A 20842-nucleotide genomic window follows, 5' to 3' on the forward strand; every position below is an offset into this window, starting at 1 on the left:
TATGACCACAAGAAAATGGGCATCACGGCGCGCGGAGCCTGGGAATCGGTGAAGCGTCACTTCCGTGAGATGGGCACGGATATCCAGGCCGAACCCTTCTCGGTGATTGGCGTTGGCGACATGTCCGGCGATGTCTTCGGCAATGGCATGCTGTTGTCGAAGCAGATTCGCCTGGTGGCAGCGTTCGACCATCGCGATATTTTCATCGATCCCGATCCGGGTGACCCGGAGACGATGTGGAATGAGCGCAAGCGCCTGTTCGACCTGCCGCGAACATCCTGGCAGGACTATGACACGTCGCTGATCTCGAAAGGTGGCGGAATTTTCGCGCGATCGGCCAAATCGATTCCACTGAGCGACGAGATCAAGGCCCTCACCGGCCTGACCAACAACAATGCCAGCCCGATCGAGCTCATCAATGCCCTGCTGAAGTCGGATGTCGAGCTGATGTGGTTCGGTGGCATTGGCACCTATGTGAAGGCCACCACGGAGCAACACTGGGAAGTGGGCGACAAGACCAATGACGGCTTGCGCGTGAATGCCAATGAGGTGCGGGCCAGGGTTATCGGCGAAGGTGCCAATCTGGGCTTCACCCAGGCGGCCCGTATCGAGTTTGGCCGTCATGGCGGACGCGCCAATGCTGATTTCATTGATAATTCCGCCGGCGTGGACAGCTCGGACCATGAGGTCAATATCAAGATCCTCCTGCGTCCAATGGTCCGCAATGGCGAGATGACGCGAGAGGCGCGCGACAGGCTGCTGGAGTCGATGACAGATGATGTCGCGACCCATGCCCTGCGCCACAATTATGATCAGTCCCTGGCCATTTCGCTGGCCGAACATACGGCGGCCGCCGACCTTGATGCCCATGAGCGTTTCATGGCGCGTCTGGAGGAGTTGGGTCAGCTGGATCGGGACGTCGAGGGCCTGCCCTCTGTCGAGCAGGTTCGTGGTCTGAAGGCGCGGGAACAGGGTCTCACCCGACCCGAGCTCGCCGTGCTGAACTCCTACGCCAAGATCACGCTATTTGATCAGCTGGTTGCGTCCGATGTGCCGGATGATCCGCATTTCAATTCGATGCTGGTGGGCTATTTCCCGAAGGGTCTGCATGATCTGAGCGATGCGATGGAAGGTCATCGCCTTCGCCGCGAGATTGTCTCGACTGTTCTGGCCAATGAGATGATCAATCTCGGCGGCCCGACCTTTATTCACCGGGCGATCGACTCCACCACTGCGGCTGTGCCCGCCATCACCCGGGCCTTTGAGGCCGGTCGCCAGATCTTCGGTTTTGCCGAGATCACCGAGGCGATCAATGCGCTCGACAACAAGGCGCCAGCGGAGGTCCAGGTTCAGCTGCACGAGGAAATCATCCGCCTCCTGCGTCGCCAGACCTATTGGCTCGTGCGGCGCAGCCGGAACCAGAACTCGTCAATTCCCGACTCCATCACGGATGTGATCGAGGCATATCAGCCAGGCGTGCAGCGCTTGCGTGGCATGGTCCACGAAATCATCTCCACCCATGAACGCCGGGGTGTGAAGGCGCGCCAGAAGCGCTTTATCGAAGCCGGCGCTCCCGAAGACATCGCCCTGGCCGTTGCCGAGCTGCGGCCGCTCACCTCGTCGACCGACGTGATTGACATGGCAATGGGGTCGGATTGGCCCCTGGCTTCGACCGCCTATATCTACCACGCCGTCGGCGCGCGCTTTAAGTTCGACCGCCTGCGGGGCCTCGGCCAGGAGGTATCCTCCGAGCTGCACTGGGACCGTCTGGCTGTCCGCCGCCTCATGGAAGACTTCTACGCCAGCCAGCAGGCCTTCACCGCGTCAGCGATGCAGTTTGCTGTCCAGGCGGGTGGATCCCTGGCCTCCGGCGTCGAGGAACCGACCCGCGAATGGGCCGATGCGCTGGTGGAAGCCTGGAACACGATCAATGAGGAAGAGGCGGGACGGGTCGACTCGGTTCAGCGGCAGCTCGATGAATCGGGCAGCTGGACCCTGTCCAAGCTGGCCATTGCATCGACCCAGCTCGGCGAGATGGCAGCCGTCGTTCAACCCTGATCGGCAAACGCCTCATCCAGCCATGAAATGATGCTGGCGCGTGCTCTTTGAGCGGCGTCAGCATCATATTCCATCCGCGGATCGGGCGGCCCATTGGGCTCGTCGAAAGCATGGGTCACGCCTGACCAGAGCTCGTGATTGACAGGACGGCCCGCCTCGGCGGCGCGGGCGAACAGGCGCTCGCAATCGCGGGCAGGGGCCACGACATCACGGCCGCCCAGCAGGGCGTGCAGCGGAATATCAGAGGCAAAGCCGCGCCCGTCTGCCCGGACTGGAAACCCACAATAGGGATAGATCGCGATCGCGGTTCTGATCCCGGGCAATGGAGTGGAGGGCTGCGGGGAAAGGGCTGGTGAGGTGCGATCCTCATCGGCGAAATCGAGCGCTTCCAGGACTGTCCAGCCGCCATGGCTCCACCCAATCAGGGCCAGGCGATCAGCATCGATGCCGGGCGATTCCGACGCGATCGCGATCGCCGCGGGGATGTCGGCAGCGCGTTCCTGCCCCCACAGGCGCTGGGCGGTGCAGACCTGGGTCATGGCGCCAAAACGCCCAATCCCGCGGGCACTGTTCGAATCGACCAGGACCACGCCATAGCCGGCCGTCAGAAGCGCGCTTGCATAATCCTCCTGAACATCGCGCAGACCGCCGCACCCGTGCAGCAGGATTGCCGCTGGAACCGGGCCACTTGCCGCTTCAGGCAGCCGGATCTCGACATGCTCGCGCAGGAGCGCGGTCTGCTCGGTCAAGGTACGCTCGGGCACACTCCAGCCGGTGAAATTACCGGTCGCACAGGCCCCCAGCCCCGACATGAGGATGAGGAACGCGATGATGAGTGGTCGGATCAAGCGGGACAATGTCATGCATGCAAGGTGAGCCCATTGCGCGTGGTGGCGCAATGTTTAGTCGATTCACGTGCAGGGCGCGCTAGTGGCGGAAGTGACGCATCCCGGTGAAGACCATTGCCACGCCAGCTTCGTTGGCGGCGGCAATCACCTCTTCGTCACGGATTGACCCTCCCGGCTGGATGACGGCAGTGGCGCCCGCCTCGACGGCTGCATGCAGGCCGTCGGCGAAGGGGAAGAAGGCGTCTGATGCGCAGACCGACCCTTGGGTCCTCGGCTCGTCCCACCCATTTTCGGCAGCGGTTGCCTCGGCCTTGCGTACCGCCAGGCGAGCGGCTTCGAGGCGGCTTGTCTGGCCCATGCCGATCCCGGCCGTCGACCCATTGCGGGCATAGACGATGGCGTTGGATTTCACGTGCTTGACGACTTTCCAGCCAAACAGGAGATCGGCGAGTTCGGCCTCGGTGGGCGCCCGCTCGGTCACGACCTTGAGCGCGTCCGCGCCGATCATGCCGATATCGCGCTCCTGCACCAGGAGGCCACCTGCGACCGTCTTTGTCAGCCATCCGCCCTGGGTCGTATCCGGCATGCCGCCGGTCAGCAGGACGCGCAAATTGGACTTGGCGGAAAGAACCGCCAGCGCGTCTTCATCGGCGTCCGGCGCGATCACGACTTCGGTAAAAATCTTCACCAATTCGCCGGCTGTGTCGGCATCGAGCTTGCGGTTCATCGCGACGATACCGCCGAAAGCGGAGATCGGGTCGGCGGCGAAGGCTTTCTCATAGGCGACGGCCAGATCGTCATGCAGGGCAACGCCGCAGGGATTGGCGTGCTTGACGATGATGACGGCGGCCTTGTCGTCAGGCGCGAACTCGCCGGCCAGTTCGAATGCCGCATCCGCGTCCGCCAGATTGTTGTAACTCAGAGCCTTGCCCTGAAGCTGGCGAGCGGTCGCGATGCCCGGCCGGTTTTCGGCGCTGGCGTAGAAAGCCGCATTCTGGTGCGGATTCTCGCCATATCGCAGGGCCTGCGTCAGCGCGCCGCCAAAGGCCCGATAGGCCGGGGCCGGATCGTCGAGGGCGTCCGCGAACCAGCTTGATATGGCCGCGTCATACGCGGCGGTACGGGCATAGGCCTTGGCCGCGAGCGCCTTGCGCAGATCGAGGCTGGAATGACCGTCATGGTCACGCATTTCTGCCAGGACACGGTCAACATCTTCACCATCGCAGCAGACATTCACCCAGGCATGGTTCTTGGCCGCGGCGCGGATCATGGCCGGGCCGCCAATATCGATATTCTCGACACAATCGGCATACTCCGCGCCTTTGGCGACGGTTTCCTCGAACGGGTAGAGATTGACGTAGAGCAGGTCGATATGCGGGATCCCATGCGCGCCCATTGCCGCGCGATCATCACCATTGTCGCGCCGTCCCAGCAAACCACCATGCACGCGCGGGTGCAGCGTCTTGAGGCGGCCATCCATCATTTCCGGAAATTCCGTGACCTCGGACACATCCCTGGCCGGGATGCCCGCATCCTTGAGGGCGCGCAGCGTGCCGCCAGTTGAGAGGATCTCGACGCCGGCATCGGCGAGCTGGCGCCCGCGCTCAACAAGGCCCGACTTGTCGGAGACAGAAATCAGGGCGCGGCGGACGGGGGCGTGGTCATGGTCGGACATGGAATGGTCTCCATTGCTTCATGCCGGTGGTTCGCCGCGAGGTAACACGGCGGGCCGTCAAGTCAATCTTCCCGGGTCGAGGGGCGCAGTTTGCACAGCGCTTCCAGCGCCGCCGACGCGCCGGGCACATCGCCACTGCCGGCAGCTGTCACGATGGCATCGAGGCCAGCCTTGACCGTTTCGGTATCAAGCTCCGGCCCGGTCACGGCCCAAACCCCGTCTATCGAGGTTTCGATCGTGCTCTCGAAATCATAGACCAGGCTCTCATGGCGCTTCTCGCCCGGTCGTAGGCCGACAACGCGGATCGCGCCCGGTGCGTCCGGGTCGCGGCCCCGCAAGCGCAGCAACTGGCGGGCAAGGCGCATGATCAGAACCGGGCGTCCCATGTCGAGCACATAAAGGGCGCCATTGAGCGCCGGATCCGCGGCGGTCTGGGCGGCCGCATCAAGGACCAGGCCGGAGGCTTCCTCGACGGTCATGAAATAACGCGTCGCCTCCGGATCGGTGACGGTCACGGCTTCGCCGGCCTCAATCTGGCGTTCGAAAAGCGGTACGACGGACCCGGTCGAACCCAGCACATTGCCGAAGCGGACCACGCAGACACGGGTCGCCTCCGACTTCGGCGCCGCGGCCCGGGCATAGAGTTCCGCGGCCCGCTTTGTGGCGCCCATGACATTGCCTGGATTGACCGCCTTGTCGGTGGAAATCAGGGCGACGACGCTGGCACCGTATGTCTGCGACATCTCGATCGTGTTGACCGTGCCGATGATATTGGTGCGCGCGGCCTCGCCGGGATTGCGCTCGCTCATCGGTACATGTTTGAGGGCGGCCGCATGCAGGACCACGTCCGGCTTTTCCCCCCGGAAGACCTGGTCGAGCCTGTCGCGGTCGCGGACATCACCCAGCACAGCCCGCCAGGCGATACCTGAATGGCGTTGCGCAAACTCCAGATCGATCTCGTAGAGATTGGCTTCAGAGGCATCGAACAGGATCAGTTTCTCCGGCCCGAGAGTGGCCGCCAGGCGGGACAGCTGTGACCCGATGGTGCCCCCCGCGCCCGTAATCAGAACGCGACGCCCCTCGATAAGGGGCCGGGCCGGCGACAGATTGGGCGCCCGAGGCGGTCGATTGAGCAGGTCAGCCGCTTCAACCGGCGAGAAGGCCTCACGCCCATCGCTCGGACGAGCCCGGGACAGTTTCGCCCCGGTGCGAGAGGCGATGCGGATGAGTTGATTGACCGTATCGGAATCGGGATGGGCTCCGGCCAGCACGACGCGTGGCGGATCCTTCTCGACTTCCGACAGGCGTTTGAGGGCTGCTGGCAGGGCTTCCAGACCACCGAGAACCGGTATGCCGCGAATGGCGTGGCCGGTCAGGCTGGCGCCTGGCTCGATCAGGCCTTTGGTCCGGAAGGGTGCCGAGCCATTGCGGCGACCAAGATCACGCAAGGCGTCGTCCAGCTCCAGATCGGTTCCGACGAGGATGGCGGTCGGCTTGGAGCGATCCTCGATCTGCAAGGCGCCGCGCAAGCCCTGAGTTCGCAAGGCGGCCACAGACAGGCGTGCGGCGAGCAGGATGAAGAGCAGGATCGGCATTTCCAGCAGGATGGAGGTCCGCGGGAATCCATCCAGCCGGTTGATCAGGAAGAGAATGGGCAGGAAAACGAGATTGGCGAGGACGATAGCCCGCACGATGCGGGCGGCGTCATTGAGGGCGGTATAGCGCCAAAGTCCGCGATGCAGACCTTCGATCGGAAAGATGATCGCGCAGGCGAGCGCGAAGACCGCCACGGATTGCAGCATGACCTCGTCGGGAGCGGGCCCCGGCTCGAATCGATAGCGCAACAGGACGGCTGCCCACATCGACACAGCGCCGGCAGCAAGATCGAACAGGGCGACGGTCACCATGGACATCTGGCTGCGAATTGATGTCGCGCCCCGCGCCTTGGACGGCGGCTGGCTCATCCGGTTTCCCCCTGCGTACCCCCGACCTGGCCCAGGCGCTGAAACGCCCAGCGCACACGGTTCGGTGGCCTGTCTCCGGCCCCGAAGGGCTCGGCTTCCCCTTGTACTACTATTTGCGTGGCGCGTTGTGGAGGTGCACCGGCAGCCAGATAGACAGATCGTTCCAGCCGGATCGGTCCGCCATCGGTCCTGAAACGCCAGCCATCGCCATCGGGTTGAACCAGCAAGGCGCTCATACTATCGCGCGACAGCGAGGCCCGGACATCGGGGTGGAGGTGAAAACGAATGGCAAACCGAAAGCGGACATCGACATCCTCCGGCGGTCCGTCCGAAACCGGCCGGAACAGGGCGTCCTCGCCACGTAAATCCCCGCCATCTGCCGCCAGGAAAACGCGGCGACGATGGGAAAGGCCGTAATCGGCGCGATAGCCTTCATGAATGCCTTCCAGCCAGACGCCCATATCCTCTTCATTGCGGCGGGCCGTGACCGATCCGGGGGCCGAGGTCAGGCGTGGGCCAAGCAGGTCGCGTTTCCAGCCGGGCGCGAACAGGCGGGCAGAGGAGGTTTCCTCGAGCGTCAGCGTGGAGTGCGCCGCCGTCGCGCGGACCGCTTCGCGCCAGCTCGACGGCTGATCATCATGCCAGCCGCAATTGACGACCAGCCGACCGCCGGTCGTGCACAGCTCAAAGGCCAGCGCGCTGGCATGGGCGCTGGTGCTCAGTGTCCCGCGGGGAGCTTTGCCGACATCGAGCAGGATCGTGGCGCCACCGGCCTCGGCACGGTGATAACCGGAATGAGGCGCGAAACCGAAAGGTTTGGCGCCGGTGTCATCGCGCGAGAGGGCCATCTTCAAGGCGCCATGATCGCACTCACCGCCACCGTGGAAACTGGCCAGCCCGCCATCGCTCATGCGGAAGAAGCGCGACATCGGCGCAAGACGGTCGATGGCCCGCACAATCTCACGCGGTATTTCGACGCCCGCGGTTTCAGCGACGTCCCGCAGGACGATGAGGTCAATCAGGGCTTCAGTGCCGGCACGGGGTGAGCGCGAGATATGACCGCCATCGGGAAGAATCTGGCGTTTGACCTCTTTTTCCAGCGCAGCCAGTCCGGATTTCTGGAGACCGGCCTGCCGGGGGACGCACAGGCCGACAAAGCTGAGCGCGATGGCACACCGCAGGCGAACAGCCCCGTCATGGGCCAGCGGAATCGTGCGCTGGAGGTAGCGCGCCTGACGCAAAAGGCTACGCAAACGGGTATTGCGTGCCTTCCTGTCGGACTCGTCTGTCTCGAACAATGTGCCGCCCGCACGCAGCCAATTGATCAGGCGTGCGGACAGCACGCCATGGCTCCAGGCGAAACTGTTCCAGCGGCCGAAGGCGCGGATCCAGCTGTCGACCAGGGCCCGGGCATTGGCAGCGCCCGCCTCTTCATCATCATCGGAGAGGCCGAAATCGTCCGGGTCTTCCGGTTTCGGGGTCGGAGCCGCAATGACGTCGCGCAACCAGCCAAAACCGTGCAAGCGCCGCGCGAACGCCCGGGTCGGGGCGGGTTTCAGCCAGATATTGTCGTGTTCAGGATCAACCGAGACCAGGTCACCGGCGAGCTGGAATCGACCGGCCAGGATTTCGGTACCCCGATCCGGGCGGGAGGCGTAGAAATCTTCCGGTAACGGCCCGGTCTCCGAGGGCAAGGGGCCGAGATCGCGCAGGCTCGAGAACAGGCCTATGGATTGAAGCGTCGAGGAGGCCTCGCGCCGCACGGAGGCGATCATCGCGCCGGCATAGTCGGACAGACGCACCGCGCGAGCCATGGGATCAGCTACGCAGGGCTGAGATATTGTCGCGATAGGCGTCCGGCCCGCCCTTGAAGACGGCAGAGCCCGCGACCAGCGCCGAGGCCCCGGCATTGATGCAATCCCGCGCGGTCTGCGGATTGACGCCGCCATCCACCTCGATTTTTGTTGCCAGGCCTCGCTGATCAATGCGCGTCCTGAGAGCCTCGATCTTCTTGAGCTGGCTGGTGATGAAGCTCTGGCCGCCGAAGCCCGGATTGACGCTCATGACAAGCACAAGATCGAGCTCCTCGAGCACGTAATCAATCACTTCGACAGGGGTGGACGGGTTCAGCGCCGCACCGGCTTTCGCACCGGTCGCCTTGATCGTCTGGACTGTGCGATGGAAGTGGGGTCCCGCCTCGGGATGGGCGGTGATGATGTCGGCCCCGGCATCGGCGAAGTCCTGGATGAAAGGATCGACCGGGGTGATCATCAGATGCACATCGAACGGTTTTTTGCTGTGTGGACGCAGGGCCTTGATGACCGCAGGCCCGATGGTGAGATTGGGCACGAAATGCCCGTCCATCACGTCGATATGAATCCAGTCGGCCCCGGCCATGTCGATAGCCCGAACCTCTTCACCCAGCTTGGCGAAATCCGCCGAGAGGATGGACGGAGAAATGATTACAGGAGCGCCCATATCGATCCGATAACAGTGAGGCCAGACCCGCGCAAGTCGCATGCGGCGGGCGGGGCCGGTTTTGGTCTTATCCGGCGCGTTTCACGAACCGGGCAATGAAGAAGCCGTCCATACCGCCCTGCTCGGCCCAGAGGGCCGGCGTGAGGCGCACCCAGCCCGCTGGTGTCAGCGCTGATTCCAGGCCCGGCAATTCCTCGGCCCTGATGGGCGAATCCTTGAGCTGCTTGTTGCGGCCCACGACCCGCCCGGCAAGGGCTTCGCCCTCTTCCGGTTGGAGCGAGCAGGTGCACAGGACCAGCTGACCGCCAGGTTTCAGCATGTCGGCGGCGGCCTTGATCATTTCGTCCTGCAGTCGGGCCATGCGCGGCGTATCGTCGGCCTGCTTGATCCAGCCGGCTTCCGGGTGGCGGCGCAGCGTGCCGGTGGCGGTGCATGGGGCATCCAGCAGAACGGCGTCCGCCCGCTGGGGCGGCATGAATTCGCGTGCATCACCGGCTACCAGCTGAGCATCCAGACCCGTTCTGTCGAGATTCTCCCGCACCCGCTGAAGCCGTTTTTCCGACAGGTCCAGCGCCGTGACGTCGGCACCGGTGGCGGCCAGTTGCAGGGTTTTTCCGCCGGGTGCCGCGCACAGATCGATGGCAAGCTTGCCCGGGCCAAGATCCAGCAAAGTGGCAGGAATGGCTGCCGCAGCGTCCTGGGCCCACCAGGCGCCGTCCTCATATCCGGGCAATGCCCGGACATCGCCGACCACGTTTCGGCGCAAGCTGCCATTTGGCAGGATTTCCGCCTCCAGCTTTTCGGCCCAGGCTTCGGTCTCAGCTGGGTTGCGCAGGGTCAGATCGAGTGGTGGCGGGGTCATGATGGCATTGGCAATGCGGCTCAGCGTGCCCGGGCCATAGGCGGCGCGCCAGCTATCGCGCAGCCATTCCGGCAGATTGTCGCGGGGCAGGGTCTGCTTGACGAGACTGGCGCCTTCGCGGTCGACGCGGCGCAGGACCGCATTGATCAGGCCCTTCATCCGCTGGGCGTCGGGGCGTTCCTGGGCCAGGTCGACGGTCGAGGACACGACGGCATGCGGCGCACCTTCCATCCACAGAAGCTGGGTGGCGCCGGTCACCAGCAGCGCTTCTGCGCCCTTTGATGTCTCGTCGAGCGGCCGCGAAAGCAGCTTGTTGAGCACGGTGCGGGTCTGGCCGAGACGCCGGAAGGTGGTGGCGGTGATGGCGCGGGCGAAGGCGCGGTCGCGATCGCTCATGGCGTTGAAGTCTGGCGTGTGTTCCAGCGCAGCCTCAAGGGTCCGGCGCTGTTTCATCACGGCAAGATAGGCAAGGGCCGCGGCGCGGCGTGGGGCAAGTCCGTCACTCATGACGCGGAGCTAGCATGCGGGCCGCGCCCCGTCGATCACTCGCTGCGGCGCCATCATCCCCAGGGACCGCGCTGTGACCAGGGTCCTGGTTGGACCGCGGCGCTTGCGCCCGCCATCCGGCGCAGGCGGTCGATCCGGTTGGCAGTGTCCGGATGGGTCGAGAAGAGATTGTCCATCCGCTGACCATTGAGCGGATTGATGATGAACATGTGGGCGGTCGCCGGGTTGCGCTCCGCGCCGACATTCATCGTCTGCCGGGCCGAGCGCTCGATTTTCTCGAGGGCACCGGCAAGCGCCATCGGGTCGCCGGCGATCTCCGCTCCGACCCGGTCTGCCTCGTACTCGCGGGCCCGGCTGATCGCGCTCTGGACTAGCATGGCGGCCATCGGAGCGAAAATCATCATGGCCAGCGAGCCGAGCAAGCCGGCGCGGTTATTGCCGCCGAAGAAAAGGGCGAAATTGGCCAGCATGCCGATGGCACCGGCCAGCGTGGCGGTGATTGTCATGGTCAGGGTATCGCGGTTCTTCACATGAGCCAGTTCGTGCGCCATCACGCCCTGGATTTCGGACCGGGACAGGCGTTGCAGGAGCCCGGTTGTCGCGGCGACAGCTGCATGGGCCGGGTCGCGCCCGGTTGCGAAGGCATTGGGCTGGTCGCTCTCGATCACGAAAACGCGCGGAATGGGCAAACCTGCGCGTCGCGCCAGAAACTCCACATCGCTGGCATATTGACGCAGGGCGGGATGGCGCTCGTCTGCCCCGACCTCCCTGGCGCCATGCATGCGCAGCACCATGTCGGACGAATTCCACCAGGCGAAAAGATTCATGGCCGCGGCCACAATCAAGGCCAGCATGGCGCCGGCGGCCCCTCCGAGCAGATAGCCGATCCCCATGAAGAGCGCGGTCATGCCGGCGAGGAGGAGGAAGGTTCGAAGTGTATTCGCTGTCATTTGTCTTGCCTGGTTGCCTTGGCGAGCCGTGGCTCTCGGCTTATCTAGATGGGATGAGCGAGAATGATCAGCAAGGCGGGAACGACACCGCGCCCATCCCCTCTTCCACGGCGGACGCGAAGGCGCCCGCCAAAGTGCTCAGCCCGGCGGCGGAACGGGCCTTGGCCGAAGCCGCGGCGCGCCGGGAAGCCGCGCAACAGGCGCAAGCGGCTGATGCGCCAGCTGAGCTGGGCGGTCGAAAGGGGCCGGAGCCGACACGTTTCGGAGATTGGGAGAAGAAGGGCATTATCTGTGACTTCTGACGCCCCGGTCGGACCCCCTACGAAATTTCCGTCCATCACGACCGCGGATTTTTCGAGCTTGTCTGGCACGGTCAGATCGGGCTGGACGCTGTGCGTGACGCCTATGCCGACGTCGCTGCCCATCCTGACTGGAAGCCCCATTTCAATCGTCTCGTCGTCTACACGGCGGAGGCTGATCTCGATGAGATGACGTTTGCCGATATCGACGCTATCAAGACAGCGCTTTCGGACTGGCAGGCGGATCACGCGCCCGGCCACAGCCTCTTTGGCGCCAATGTCGTTGAATCGCCTTTCTTTGACGCTCTCGGCGCAGTCTGGGAGGCCCTTTATCAGGGCAATGAGACCCTGACAGTCCGCATTTTCAAGGCACGCGATGCGGCGACGGACTGGCTTGACGGGGTTCGCTTGAGCGCGCCTGACGCGTGAAGCCGGGGGCTCCGGCTTCGCCTCACCGGTGCAGAGGCTTAGCGGCAGCATGACGGCCTGCTAGTGTGCCGGAATGGAACACCGGATCCTCAGTCTCATGATCGCCCTGACAGGCCTGACGCTCGGCTCGACTGCCGCCACGGCGCAATCGGTGCCGGTGCGCGAGTGCTCTCCCGAGGATATCCGCCAGGCGCTGGCGGGTGATTATGCCGGTCCGCCGTGTCGCTTTACTGACATGCCCGCGGATGCCTCGCCGCAACTGGCCGGAGCCCGGCCAGCAGTGCGGGATGAGCGGGCTTATACGCGCCCGGAACCGCGTCGAATGGCCGTGCGCGAGACGCCGCGCACGTCAATCCCCGCGACCATGCCCGCGACAATGCCGGCGGTGCGCACGGAAGCGGACACGGTCCGATTGTCGGATGATTTCTTCCAGGGCGGCCTGGTGGGCGGGGTCGGCCGCGCCCCGGCGATCCAGTACGGCTATCGCGGCATGATCGTGATTGACGGATCCGGCCGGGTCGGACTGCTCACTCCGGGTCAGCGCTCCAGCGCGCCGGTCGTGAGCATGGAGGCCCGCGCCGCCTTGCGGACACGCCTGGTCGGTCCGTAACCGCTTGTCATCGGATCAGACGCTGGCGATTTCCGATACGATGGCCGCCGCGGCCGCTGCGGGATCCGGCGCCGCATTGATGGGTCGACCGACCACAAGATGGCTGGCGCCGTCTGCCAGGGCGCTGGCCGGCGTCGCGACCCGCTTCTGATCACCGACATCAGCGCCGGCCGGCCGGATGCCAGGGGTCACGATCAGCAGGTCATCGCCGAAGCGTTCCCGGATTTCCTTCGCTTCATGCGCGCTGGCGACGATCCCGTCGACGCCCGCTTCAAGCGATTGTTCGACCCGGCGCAAGACCAGGTCTCGCGCGCCGTAGGCATACCCCATCTCCGCCAGCATGGCGTCGTCATAGCAAGTCATCACGGTCACGCCGAGAAGCTTGAGATCCGAGCCTTCACGACCGGCAACGGCGGCGCGCATGACGGCCGGTTCCGCGTGGATGGTCAGGAGGTCGGCGCCGCCCGTCGTGATTGACCGGGTCGCCTTCTCCACAGTGGCCGGAATGTCGTGAAGCTTGAAATCGAGGAAGACCTGCTTGCCGGTCGCCTTGATCTTGCGGCACAGCTCCATCCCGCCCATGGGAAAGAGCTGGAGCCCGATCTTGTAGAAATTGGCGGTATCGCCAATGGACTCGACCAGAGACCATGCGGCGTCGGTCGTCGGCAGGTCGAGCGCGACGATAAGGCGGGGATCAGCGTGTGACATAGCGCGCTTATAAACCGCGTCGTCGACCAGAATCAAGCGCAGGCCCAGACCGCCGAACGCGGTCGCGGACAGGCCGTTTAGCGCGCGCCGGGCGGTGCGCGACCCGGCTAGCCAGGCCTGAGCCTGCCCGGCGGCCAGCGCGACAATAATCAGGACTCCGGTGCCGATAGAGAAAAATATCCCGCCCAGCACAAGCATTTGCAGCCATACAGGCGACAGCTCGGCATTCGTGAACTGCGGCAGGAAGGCGAGGAAGAAGAGGCCGATCTTCGGGTTGAGCAGGTTTGTCACCAGGCCGCGACGAAAAGCGCGCCAACTGCTGCGGGCGCCCCTGGACTCCAGCGGAGCATCCAGGTGACGCAATGTTTTCCACGCCAGGTAGAGCAGATAGAGGGCGCCTGCGTATCGGATTACGGTCAGGGCATGCTCGGCGGTGGCCAGGAGTGCGGCCAGGCCCGCAGCGGCCAGCACCGTCCAGATTGCACCCCCCGCGACGATGCCGGCAGCACCGGCGAGGCCGGCGACGCGACCTCGCGAGGCTGCCGTGGCAAGCGTGAAGGCCATATCGGGTCCGGGGGCCAGGGCGAGCGCCGTCGCGCCGACCAGAAATACCGGAAAAAGGGCAGGATCAAGCATGATGAACTCGTGACGGGCGGGGTGAGTGTCCGCAGAGTGCCGCGTCTGACCGCTTTGTCCATTCCCGCAGGCTTCAAGAGTCGGTGACTTGTGATTAGTCACATGCCGAATTATTGATGAGACATGAGACCCCGACCCGATGAGTGACGTATTCAAGGCCCTGGCCCACCCGGTACGGCGGGACGTGCTTCGTGCCCTTCGTGACGGCCCCCAATCGGCCGGTGAGCTGGCGGCCCGGTATCCGGTGTCAAAGCCAACCATGTCGGGCCATTTCGCCAGCCTCAAGGCGGCCGGCCTGATCATTGCCGAGCGGCATGGCACCACCATTGTCTATCGTCTCAATGCCAGCGTCGCCGATGAGGCTCTGGGCTGGCTCATGGAACTGGTTGGCAAACAGCATGGCGCAAGGCCGGGCCAGGAGGAGGAATAGGGATGCGAGCGGCACTTCTCAGATCAATGGTCTTCATCCTGCCAGCCCTGGTTATGGCAGTCGCGGGATGGCTCGGAACAGATGCCGATACCCGGATACCGGTCCATTGGGGCATTGACGGCCAGCCTGACCGCTGGGGCGGACGTCTCGAAGCCTTCTTCCTTTTGCCTGCGATCATGATCGGGATCAGTCTCGCCTTTGCCATACTGCCTGCAATCGATCCGCGTGGCCGTAACCTGGCGCGCTCCCGTGTGGTCCTGAATACGGCCTGGTCCGGCACGCTGGCCCTTCTGCTTGTGCTCGAGGCGGCGATGCTTGCCTTCGGCCTGGGCTGGGTCGATGCGGATGGGACCCGCTTCATGCCGGGTCTGAGCCTGACCGCCGTCGGCATTCTCTTCATCCTGCTTGGCAATGTCCTGGGCAAGGCGCGGCCGAACTGGTTTGTCGGAATCCGGACCCCATGGACGCTGTCCTCGGACCTGGCCTGGGACAAGACGCACCGCCTGGTCGGTCGCCTGATGGTTCTGGCCGGTTTGATCCTGCTCGCCGGCGTCTGGTTCCTGCCGGCAAGGCTACAATTCGGTTTGGCTCTGATTGTCGGCCTGGCGCCAGCTGTGATTGGTACGGCCTATTCCTACTGGGTTTGGCGCAATGACCCGACCCGCGAGACAGCGATGCCGGATGAGGTTGAGACCGAAGACCCCCGAGCCTCGAGCGATTAGGCGCGTGTGACCCCGGAGAAAATGTGGAAGGGGAAGGCCTCGACGAGGCGTTTTGAGACTTCAATCCCGCGAACAGGGTTGCCCTGTCGGTCGAGGCGCGGGCTCCAGAGGCTGAAACCGCCCACACCTGGCACCACGATCATCAGGCCACCGGATACGCCCGATTTGGCTGGCAGCCCGACCGTGAAGGCGTATTCGCCCGAGTAATCATACATGCCGCAGGTCAGCATGAGCGAGAGCGTATTGCGCACGATCTGGCTGTCGATCACCCGGTGCCCGGTGGTCGGGCAGACCCCGCCATTGGCCAGCGTGCCGGCCACCACGGCCAGATGCCGGCAATCCATCCGGATCGCGCAGGCCCGGAAATAAAGGTCCAGCGCTTCGCCCGGGGACGATTCCTCCGGGAAAGCATCGTGCTCATCCATCAGTTTGACGAGGGAGAGATTTCGACGCGCCGTGGCGCGTTCACTCTCATAAACGGCTTGGTCAATCTCGGCCCCGGCTCCGCCGGCAGCCGAGCTGACAAAGCGTTTCAGGAGTTCGGCCCTCTCCGTCACCGGCAAGTGTGGCCGGATCATTGAGGCGCACATGATGGCACCGGAATTGATCATCGGATTGTGCGGCCGGTTGTCCGCATCAAGAGCCAGTTCGTTGAAGCGGCGCCCCGATGGTTCGCGTCCGACATGGCGATGCACCTGGTTTTCCCCGTTGAGGGCCATCGCAAAAGCGTAGATCAGCGGTTTGATCACCGATTGCTGGCAGAAGGCGGTCCGGGCATCACCGATCGCCATCTGCTGGCCGTCAATCGTACAGGCCGCCATGCCGAAGGCGTCCGGATCCTGTTTCGCCAGTTCAGGAATATAGTCTGCGAGATGGCCGCCATCGGCGTCCCGGGCATAGGCGAAAATATTGGCCAGGCGGCTGGAGAACTGCCCGAAGCTGCCGATCGCGAGGCGGTTTTCCAGGGCATTGTGGACCAGGTTGAGCGCGTCCGAGGTCAATCCGCTCGCCAGGCTGTCAGCGTCCAGCGGCCCTGCGGCGAGATCCGCAAGGCTCGCCAGGCGCGGCAGCGCTTCCGGGACCAGGCCGGCCAATGCCAGATGATCGATCAGGCTCGCCCCGTCCTCGCACCCGGCTGCCCGCCCGGCGCGGCAGACGGCCTGTGCCAGCTCAAGCCGCGAATCCCGATCGGCGGCGTCCTGCTCAAAGCGGGCCGGCCGGGCGATAAAACGGGCGAAGGGGTCGTTTCCGGATGCGGTCATGGGAGTCAGAATGGGCAGGATTGTCCATCTGTCCACCGGCAAGACGCGTCATGATCATGCCGAAACTGCCGCGAAACACTTGCCTGTGAGCAAGAGCAGCGCTACGCGCAGGGGCAAGTCGAGAAGGAATTTGCCCATGTCGTCGAAAAAGCCCGTCAAAAAGGTCGTTCTTGCCTATTCCGGCGGTCTCGACACGTCGGTCATCCTGAAATGGCTCCAGGATGCCTATGACGCCGAAGTCGTGACTTTCACGGCCGATCTGGGTCAGGGCGAGGAATTGGATCCAGCCCGCGAGAAAGCCGAAGCGGCGGGCGTGTCCGAGATCTTCATCGAGGACCTGCGCGAGGAATTCGTCCGCGACTATGTCTATCCGATGGTGCGGGCGAATGCGGTCTATGAAGGCCTCTACCTGCTGGGCACATCGATTGCCCGGCCCCTGATTGCCAAACGGCTTGTCGAGATTGCCCATGCAACCGGCGCCGACGCCGTGGCCCATGGTGCGACCGGCAAGGGCAATGACCAGGTTCGTTTTGAGCTCGGCGTCTATGCGCTGGATCCGGATCTGCGCGTGATTGCCCCCTGGCGGGAATGGGATCTCAATTCTCGTACCAAACTGATTGGCTATGCGGAGGAGCATGGGATCCACGTCGCCAAGGACAAGCGCGGCGAGGCGCCTTTCTCGGTCGATGCCAATCTCTGGCACACCTCCTCGGAGGGCAAATTGCTGGAAGACCCGGCCGAGGAAGCCGACGAGATCGTCTATCAGCGGACGCAGCGGCCGGAGGATGCGCCGGACCAGCCTGAATACGTCACCATCGGCTTCAAGGCTGGCGATGCGGTGAGCCTCAACGGTATCGAGATGAGCCCGGCCACACTCCTTACCAAGCTGAATGAGATGGGGCGCGTGCACGGGATAGGCCGGCTCGATCTCGTGGAGAACCGTTTTGTCGGCATGAAATCGCGCGGCATCTATGAAACGCCGGGCGGCACCATTCTCATGTCAGCCCATCGCGGTATCGAACAGATCACCCTGGATCGCGGCGCCGCCCATCTCAAGGATGAGCTGATGCCGCGCTACGCCAAACTCCTCTATGAGGGTTTCTGGTTCTCGCCCGAGCGCGAAATGCTTCAGGCGGCCATTGATCACTCGCAAAAGCATGTCACGGGCGATGTTCGGGTGAAGCTCTACAAGGGCTCCGTGAATGTCGTCGGCCGGGCATCCGAACACTCCCTCTACTCGCTCGAGCATGTCACATTCGAAGAGGATGTCGTGTACGATCAGACGGATGCAGAAGGCTTCATCCGCCTCAACGCCCTGCGTCTCCAGCTTCTTGCCCACCGCAAACGACGGCTCGGCCAGAACGATTGATCCCAGCGCGAGTCGGGACGCCCGGCCGATGAATGAAAAATTTATTTTGCCGGGCGGACCTTTACTATTCGCCGTGTTAAGAGGACCGTTTTAGCCTGAGCGTCATCCGAGGGTTAATTTTGTGTTCAGAGGTCAGACCTAGGTTGCAGAACTTGTGGGCCTCGCACGGAGGATGAGGGGGACATGAACTCCATCCTGCTGACAGTGCTGCTGGATATTGCATTCGCCGCGGTCCCGATCGTGGCGGTGGTGTATATGTATCGCCATGCTGACGTGCTGCGTGAGGCCGACGCCATTCGTCCGGTTGCCGTGCTGACGGCCGGTTTGCTGGTCTGGGCCGCCTATCACTCCCTCTCCGCCATCGTCATGCTGTTTGGGCCGTTTTTCGTCGAAACCCGGCAATTGCCGGCGATTACGGGCTTCATTCACGGGACATTGCGCTGGATCTCAGACACGGTTGTGACGCTCCTGTTGGCCGTTGGCTTCATCTGGTTCTTCACCCGCTTGATCGAGATTCTTCGTGGGCTCCGCTCATCACGGGCTGCGCTGGAGAGTGAGATTGATTCCCGCAGCGAGCGTGAGGCCGAGCTCAAGGCGCGGGCCAATACCGAACGCGCCCAGAGCCAGTCTCGCTCGGAATTCATGCTGGGTCTCAGCCATGAATTGCGGACCCCGCTGAATGGTATTCTCGGCCTGTCCAGCCTGCTCTCGAACACCGAGCTCGACGCCTCGCAGCGAAAGCTGCTCGCGACGGTGGAGCGTTCGGCGCAAGCCATGCTGGCGCGCGTGTCCGATGTGCTCGATCTCGCGCGTCTCGAGAACAACAAGGTGGAATTGCGCAGCGTTGCCTTCCGGCCGGACGAAATCGCCCAGACTGTCGTGGGGCTATTCGAGCCGCTGGCGGGTGAAAAGGGGCTGGACCTTGTGCTGGACGTGCGTGAGGGCGCGGATTCCCCTGTGCTGGGTGATCCGGGGCGCGTGCGTCAGATCCTCAACAATCTCATGTCCAACGCCCTAAAATTCACGCCAGCCGGCTCGATTGTCCTTGTTGTGGAACAGCCTTCCGACAAGGGTGAGAAGCGCTGGGTCCAGTTCCAGGTCCGCGATACCGGGGTCGGCATGGACAGCGAGCTGCTCGCGCGGGTTTCGGGCGCGACGGGTTCCGAAGCGGGCGGCGATTCCGGCCTCGGCCTGTCAATCTGCCACCGGCTGGCCCTCCTGATGGACGGTGAGATCGAGATTCAGTCGGCGCCGGGCGCCGGCACGACCATCACCGCCCGGATCCGTGTCCCGGATGAACCGGAAGCGATCGACTAGCGCCTTACCGTCTCGTCACTTCGCCTTCCCGCTCCCGCGCGCTAGAGTGATGGCGGGGAGGAATTCATCATGAAATCGATCTGGTTCGCCGCGAGTGTCCTGCTGGGCCTGTCAGCCTGTAGCCCGGCTGCCGGGGGCAGCGCCCACCCGGCTTTGCTGGCCCTGGCTCCTGATGCGGTGCGGGCCGAGATTGCGGCAGCAGACCAGCATGTCCTGGTTGTCCGCCACGCCCTGAAGATATCGCCTGATTGCAATGCGATGGATTGTCCGCTGAGCGCTGATGGTGAGCGCATGGTTGAGCGCCTTGCCGGGTTGGTCGGGGACACGCCTTTCGAGCGAGCCTATTCGAGCGCAGCATGTCGTACACGGCTGACAGCCGCCGCCGGTGGCGCACCCGTCGTGGTTCACCAGGCCGGTGACGGCTACGCCGTGGGATGTAGCGAAGGAGAGACCGTGACACGTGCCCGCGGCGATGCCTTTGCCGAGGTCGAAGCGGGCGACGCCGTCTGGACCCTCGTGGGTGAGCATTCCAACACTTCCTGTCTCTGGATGGCGACCTTTGCCGGCACTGACGCAGCCCAGGCCGCCGGCTGCGATGGTGAGGGACGACTCCCCGAAGACGCCTATGGCGACATCTTCTGGCTCTATCGGACCGGTGAGGATTGGTCGCTGGCTGTCCTGCCCGACGCCTTCTCGCTTGCTGACTGAGCCCGTGCGCCTGCTTTTCGTCTGTACCGGCAATATCTGTCGGTCGCCGACAGCTGACGCCGTTGCGCGCCAACGCGTTGAGGCCGCTGGCCTGGACTGGCAGGTCGACAGCGCCGGAACGGGAGGCTGGCATGTCGGTGAAACGCCGGATGAGCGAGCGACCGAGGCCGGAGAAGCGCGCGGCTATGACCTGTCCGTGCTGACGGCACGCGAAGTCTGTCCGGAGGATTTCGAACGCTTTGATCACATCATCGCCATGGATGGCAGCCATCTGCGCTTTCTGCGCCGCATGCCCGGTGCCGGGCGCGGGGCCCGGATCAGCCTGATGATGGATTGGGCTGGCGAGACCGGTATTGATGTCCCGGATCCCTATTATGGGAGCGAGGACGGGTTTGAGGGCGTGCTCGACATGATCGAGCGGAGCGTCGACGGACTGCTGGCCTCGTTGCGCACGGATCAGAGCAGCGGATAATCCGCTTCGGGCTCGTAGATATTGTTGGCGCCGCGCGAAAGCCAGCTGGAATAGACGGTAAAATGCGTGACCCGCCAGGGCTCGGTGGCGAAGCCGCCCGTGCGCTCGGCAAAACGGGTCAGCTTCTCGATCGGCGTGCCCTGGAGATAGGCCAGCGTCATGTGCGGATGGAAATTGCGGTGCTCCGGCTCCAGACCGGCCCGCCGCGCCGCACGCTCGCATTTCGCATTGAGCTGGAGCAATTCCTCGCTGGGGCGGACGCCCAGCCAGAGCGCGCGCGGATCCAGCTTGCCGAACCAGCCCGAGCCCGACAGGGCCAGCTCGAACGGGGCCATGACGATATGGGCCAGCTCCGCGTCGAGGTCCTCGGCGCGCCGCTCATCCATCTCGCCGAAGAAGCGCAGCGTGACGTGAAAGTTTTCCGGCGGACGCCAGCGCGCACCGGGGACGCCCTTCTGCAGGCGACGAATATCGGCATGCAGGCTGTCTGGCACGGGCAGGGCGGCAAAGAGGCGAAGTGTCATGGGTCAATCCGCTG

At 64.0% G+C, this 20842-nt stretch carries 20 protein-coding genes and 1 pseudogene; 10 read left to right on the top strand and 11 right to left on the bottom strand.

The window, feature by feature from the left end; genetic code table 11:
• Window positions 1-2058: NAD-glutamate dehydrogenase domain-containing protein (locus tag QZ266_RS14560; protein WP_295696402.1), on the top strand; the 2058-nt coding region annotated here is incomplete at its 5' end.
• Here the strand turns inward: QZ266_RS14560 and QZ266_RS14565 are convergent.
• The 7 genes from QZ266_RS14565 to htpX all read right to left on the bottom strand — a co-directional run bounded on the left by QZ266_RS14565 (window position 2049) and on the right by htpX (window position 11342).
• Window positions 2049-2906, bottom strand: a complete 858-nt coding sequence (locus QZ266_RS14565) for a dienelactone hydrolase family protein (protein WP_295696404.1) — start codon at window positions 2904-2906, stop codon at window positions 2049-2051. The two genes, QZ266_RS14560 and QZ266_RS14565, sit on opposite strands and share 10 nt — an antisense overlap.
• 79 nt (window positions 2907-2985) lie before the next feature.
• A complete protein-coding gene (gene purH / locus QZ266_RS14570) occupies window positions 2986-4581 on the bottom strand; it encodes a bifunctional phosphoribosylaminoimidazolecarboxamide formyltransferase/IMP cyclohydrolase (protein WP_295696406.1) in 1596 nt (531 codons plus the stop codon).
• Between the two features lie 62 nt (window positions 4582-4643).
• Complete coding sequence (locus tag QZ266_RS14575) at window positions 4644-6545, bottom strand: polysaccharide biosynthesis protein (RefSeq protein WP_295696408.1); 1902 nt, start codon at window positions 6543-6545, stop codon at window positions 4644-4646.
• Complete coding sequence (locus QZ266_RS14580; protein WP_295696410.1) at window positions 6542-8359, bottom strand: heparinase II/III family protein; 1818 nt, start codon at window positions 8357-8359, stop codon at window positions 6542-6544. The genes QZ266_RS14575 and QZ266_RS14580 overlap by 4 nt, the downstream gene beginning before the upstream one ends.
• A gap of 4 nt (window positions 8360-8363) precedes the next feature.
• A complete protein-coding gene (gene rpe / locus QZ266_RS14585) occupies window positions 8364-9023 on the bottom strand; it encodes a ribulose-phosphate 3-epimerase (protein WP_295696412.1) in 660 nt (219 codons plus the stop codon).
• A gap of 67 nt (window positions 9024-9090) precedes the next feature.
• A complete protein-coding gene (locus QZ266_RS14590; RefSeq protein WP_295696414.1) occupies window positions 9091-10392 on the bottom strand; it encodes a transcription antitermination factor NusB in 1302 nt (433 codons plus the stop codon).
• A 53-nt stretch (window positions 10393-10445) separates the two neighbouring features.
• Window positions 10446-11342, bottom strand: a complete 897-nt coding sequence (gene htpX, locus QZ266_RS14595) for a zinc metalloprotease HtpX (RefSeq protein WP_295696415.1) — start codon at window positions 11340-11342, stop codon at window positions 10446-10448.
• A 53-nt stretch (window positions 11343-11395) separates the two neighbouring features.
• On the opposite strand from htpX, the gene QZ266_RS14600 reads away from it, so the two are divergent.
• The 3 genes from QZ266_RS14600 (at window position 11396) to QZ266_RS14610 (ending at window position 12680) form a co-directional block, all read left to right on the top strand.
• On the top strand, window positions 11396-11644 hold the full coding sequence (locus QZ266_RS14600) for a DUF1674 domain-containing protein (RefSeq protein ID WP_301063409.1): 249 nt from the start codon (window positions 11396-11398) through the stop codon (window positions 11642-11644).
• A 90-nt stretch (window positions 11645-11734) separates the two neighbouring features.
• Complete coding sequence (locus QZ266_RS14605) at window positions 11735-12070, top strand: hypothetical protein (protein WP_295696419.1); 336 nt, start codon at window positions 11735-11737, stop codon at window positions 12068-12070.
• A gap of 97 nt (window positions 12071-12167) precedes the next feature.
• Entirely contained in the window at window positions 12168-12680 is a 513-nt protein-coding gene (locus QZ266_RS14610; RefSeq protein ID WP_295696421.1) for a hypothetical protein, read from the top strand.
• A 15-nt stretch (window positions 12681-12695) separates the two neighbouring features.
• Here the strand turns inward: QZ266_RS14610 and pyrF are convergent, their stop codons facing one another.
• Window positions 12696-13388, bottom strand: coding sequence for an orotidine-5'-phosphate decarboxylase (pyrF, locus tag QZ266_RS15365; RefSeq protein WP_366523923.1), 693 nt, complete (start codon window positions 13386-13388; stop codon window positions 12696-12698).
• Between the two features lie 39 nt (window positions 13389-13427).
• Window positions 13428-14024: pseudogene (locus tag QZ266_RS15370) on the bottom strand (LysE family translocator); the annotation flags it as partial.
• A 139-nt stretch (window positions 14025-14163) separates the two neighbouring features.
• On the opposite strand from QZ266_RS15370, the gene QZ266_RS14620 reads away from it, so the two are divergent.
• The gene (locus QZ266_RS14620) at window positions 14164-14454 is read left to right on the top strand and encodes a metalloregulator ArsR/SmtB family transcription factor (protein ID WP_295696425.1); all 291 of its coding nucleotides are present in this window, start codon (window positions 14164-14166) and stop codon (window positions 14452-14454) included.
• A 2-nt stretch (window positions 14455-14456) separates the two neighbouring features.
• A complete protein-coding gene (locus tag QZ266_RS14625; protein ID WP_295696427.1) occupies window positions 14457-15176 on the top strand; it encodes an SdpI family protein in 720 nt (239 codons plus the stop codon).
• On the opposite strand, the gene glsA is transcribed toward QZ266_RS14625, so the two are convergent.
• On the bottom strand, window positions 15173-16438 hold the full coding sequence (gene glsA, locus QZ266_RS14630; protein WP_295696429.1) for a glutaminase A: 1266 nt from the start codon (window positions 16436-16438) through the stop codon (window positions 15173-15175). The two genes, QZ266_RS14625 and glsA, sit on opposite strands and share 4 nt — an antisense overlap.
• Window positions 16439-16574: 136 nt before the next feature.
• Here glsA and QZ266_RS14635 point away from each other — a divergent pair, with 136 nt between their 5' ends.
• The 4 genes from QZ266_RS14635 (at window position 16575) to QZ266_RS14650 (ending at window position 20304) form a co-directional block, all read left to right on the top strand.
• A complete protein-coding gene (locus tag QZ266_RS14635; protein ID WP_295696431.1) occupies window positions 16575-17807 on the top strand; it encodes an argininosuccinate synthase in 1233 nt (410 codons plus the stop codon).
• Window positions 17808-17990: 183 nt separating this feature from the next.
• Entirely contained in the window at window positions 17991-19124 is a 1134-nt protein-coding gene (locus QZ266_RS14640; protein ID WP_295696433.1) for an ATP-binding protein, read from the top strand.
• Between the two features lie 69 nt (window positions 19125-19193).
• Window positions 19194-19832: a histidine phosphatase family protein gene (locus tag QZ266_RS14645; protein WP_295696435.1), complete on the top strand. Its 639-nt coding sequence runs from the start codon at window positions 19194-19196 to the stop codon at window positions 19830-19832.
• Between the two features lie 4 nt (window positions 19833-19836).
• Window positions 19837-20304 (top strand): low molecular weight protein-tyrosine-phosphatase, encoded by a 468-nt coding sequence (locus QZ266_RS14650; RefSeq protein WP_295696436.1) that lies wholly within the window; start codon window positions 19837-19839, stop codon window positions 20302-20304.
• Here QZ266_RS14650 and thpR read toward each other — a convergent pair.
• Window positions 20289-20828, bottom strand: a complete 540-nt coding sequence (gene thpR / locus QZ266_RS14655) for an RNA 2',3'-cyclic phosphodiesterase (RefSeq protein ID WP_295696438.1) — start codon at window positions 20826-20828, stop codon at window positions 20289-20291. The two genes, QZ266_RS14650 and thpR, sit on opposite strands and share 16 nt — an antisense overlap.
• Window positions 20829-20842: the final 14 nt, after the last annotated feature.

The organism is uncultured Maricaulis sp., assembly GCF_905480005.1.
GTDB lineage: Bacteria > Pseudomonadota > Alphaproteobacteria > Caulobacterales > Maricaulaceae > Maricaulis.

Excerpts from the sequence above, each read along its gene's own strand:
- purH (WP_295696406.1), bottom strand. The coding sequence starts at position 4,581 with ATGTCCGACCATGACCACGCCCCCGTCCGCCGCGCCCTGATTTCTGTC.
- QZ266_RS14575 (WP_295696408.1), bottom strand. The coding sequence starts at position 6,545 with ATGAGCCAGCCGCCGTCCAAGGCGCGGGGCGCGACATCAATTCGCAGC.
- QZ266_RS14580 (WP_295696410.1), bottom strand. The coding sequence starts at position 8,359 with ATGGCTCGCGCGGTGCGTCTGTCCGACTATGCCGGCGCGATGATCGCC.
- rpe (WP_295696412.1), bottom strand. The coding sequence starts at position 9,023 with ATGGGCGCTCCTGTAATCATTTCTCCGTCCATCCTCTCGGCGGATTTC.
- QZ266_RS14590 (WP_295696414.1), bottom strand. The coding sequence starts at position 10,392 with ATGAGTGACGGACTTGCCCCACGCCGCGCCGCGGCCCTTGCCTATCTT.
- htpX (WP_295696415.1), bottom strand. The coding sequence starts at position 11,342 with ATGACAGCGAATACACTTCGAACCTTCCTCCTCCTCGCCGGCATGACC.
- QZ266_RS14600 (WP_301063409.1), top strand. The coding sequence starts at position 11,396 with ATGAGCGAGAATGATCAGCAAGGCGGGAACGACACCGCGCCCATCCCC.
- QZ266_RS14610 (WP_295696421.1), top strand. The coding sequence starts at position 12,168 with ATGATCGCCCTGACAGGCCTGACGCTCGGCTCGACTGCCGCCACGGCG.
- pyrF (WP_366523923.1), bottom strand. The coding sequence starts at position 13,388 with ATGTCACACGCTGATCCCCGCCTTATCGTCGCGCTCGACCTGCCGACG.
- QZ266_RS14620 (WP_295696425.1), top strand. The coding sequence starts at position 14,164 with ATGAGTGACGTATTCAAGGCCCTGGCCCACCCGGTACGGCGGGACGTG.
- QZ266_RS14625 (WP_295696427.1), top strand. The coding sequence starts at position 14,457 with ATGCGAGCGGCACTTCTCAGATCAATGGTCTTCATCCTGCCAGCCCTG.
- glsA (WP_295696429.1), bottom strand. The coding sequence starts at position 16,438 with ATGACCGCATCCGGAAACGACCCCTTCGCCCGTTTTATCGCCCGGCCG.
- QZ266_RS14635 (WP_295696431.1), top strand. The coding sequence starts at position 16,575 with ATGTCGTCGAAAAAGCCCGTCAAAAAGGTCGTTCTTGCCTATTCCGGC.
- QZ266_RS14640 (WP_295696433.1), top strand. The coding sequence starts at position 17,991 with ATGAACTCCATCCTGCTGACAGTGCTGCTGGATATTGCATTCGCCGCG.
- QZ266_RS14645 (WP_295696435.1), top strand. The coding sequence starts at position 19,194 with ATGAAATCGATCTGGTTCGCCGCGAGTGTCCTGCTGGGCCTGTCAGCC.
- thpR (WP_295696438.1), bottom strand. The coding sequence starts at position 20,828 with ATGACACTTCGCCTCTTTGCCGCCCTGCCCGTGCCAGACAGCCTGCAT.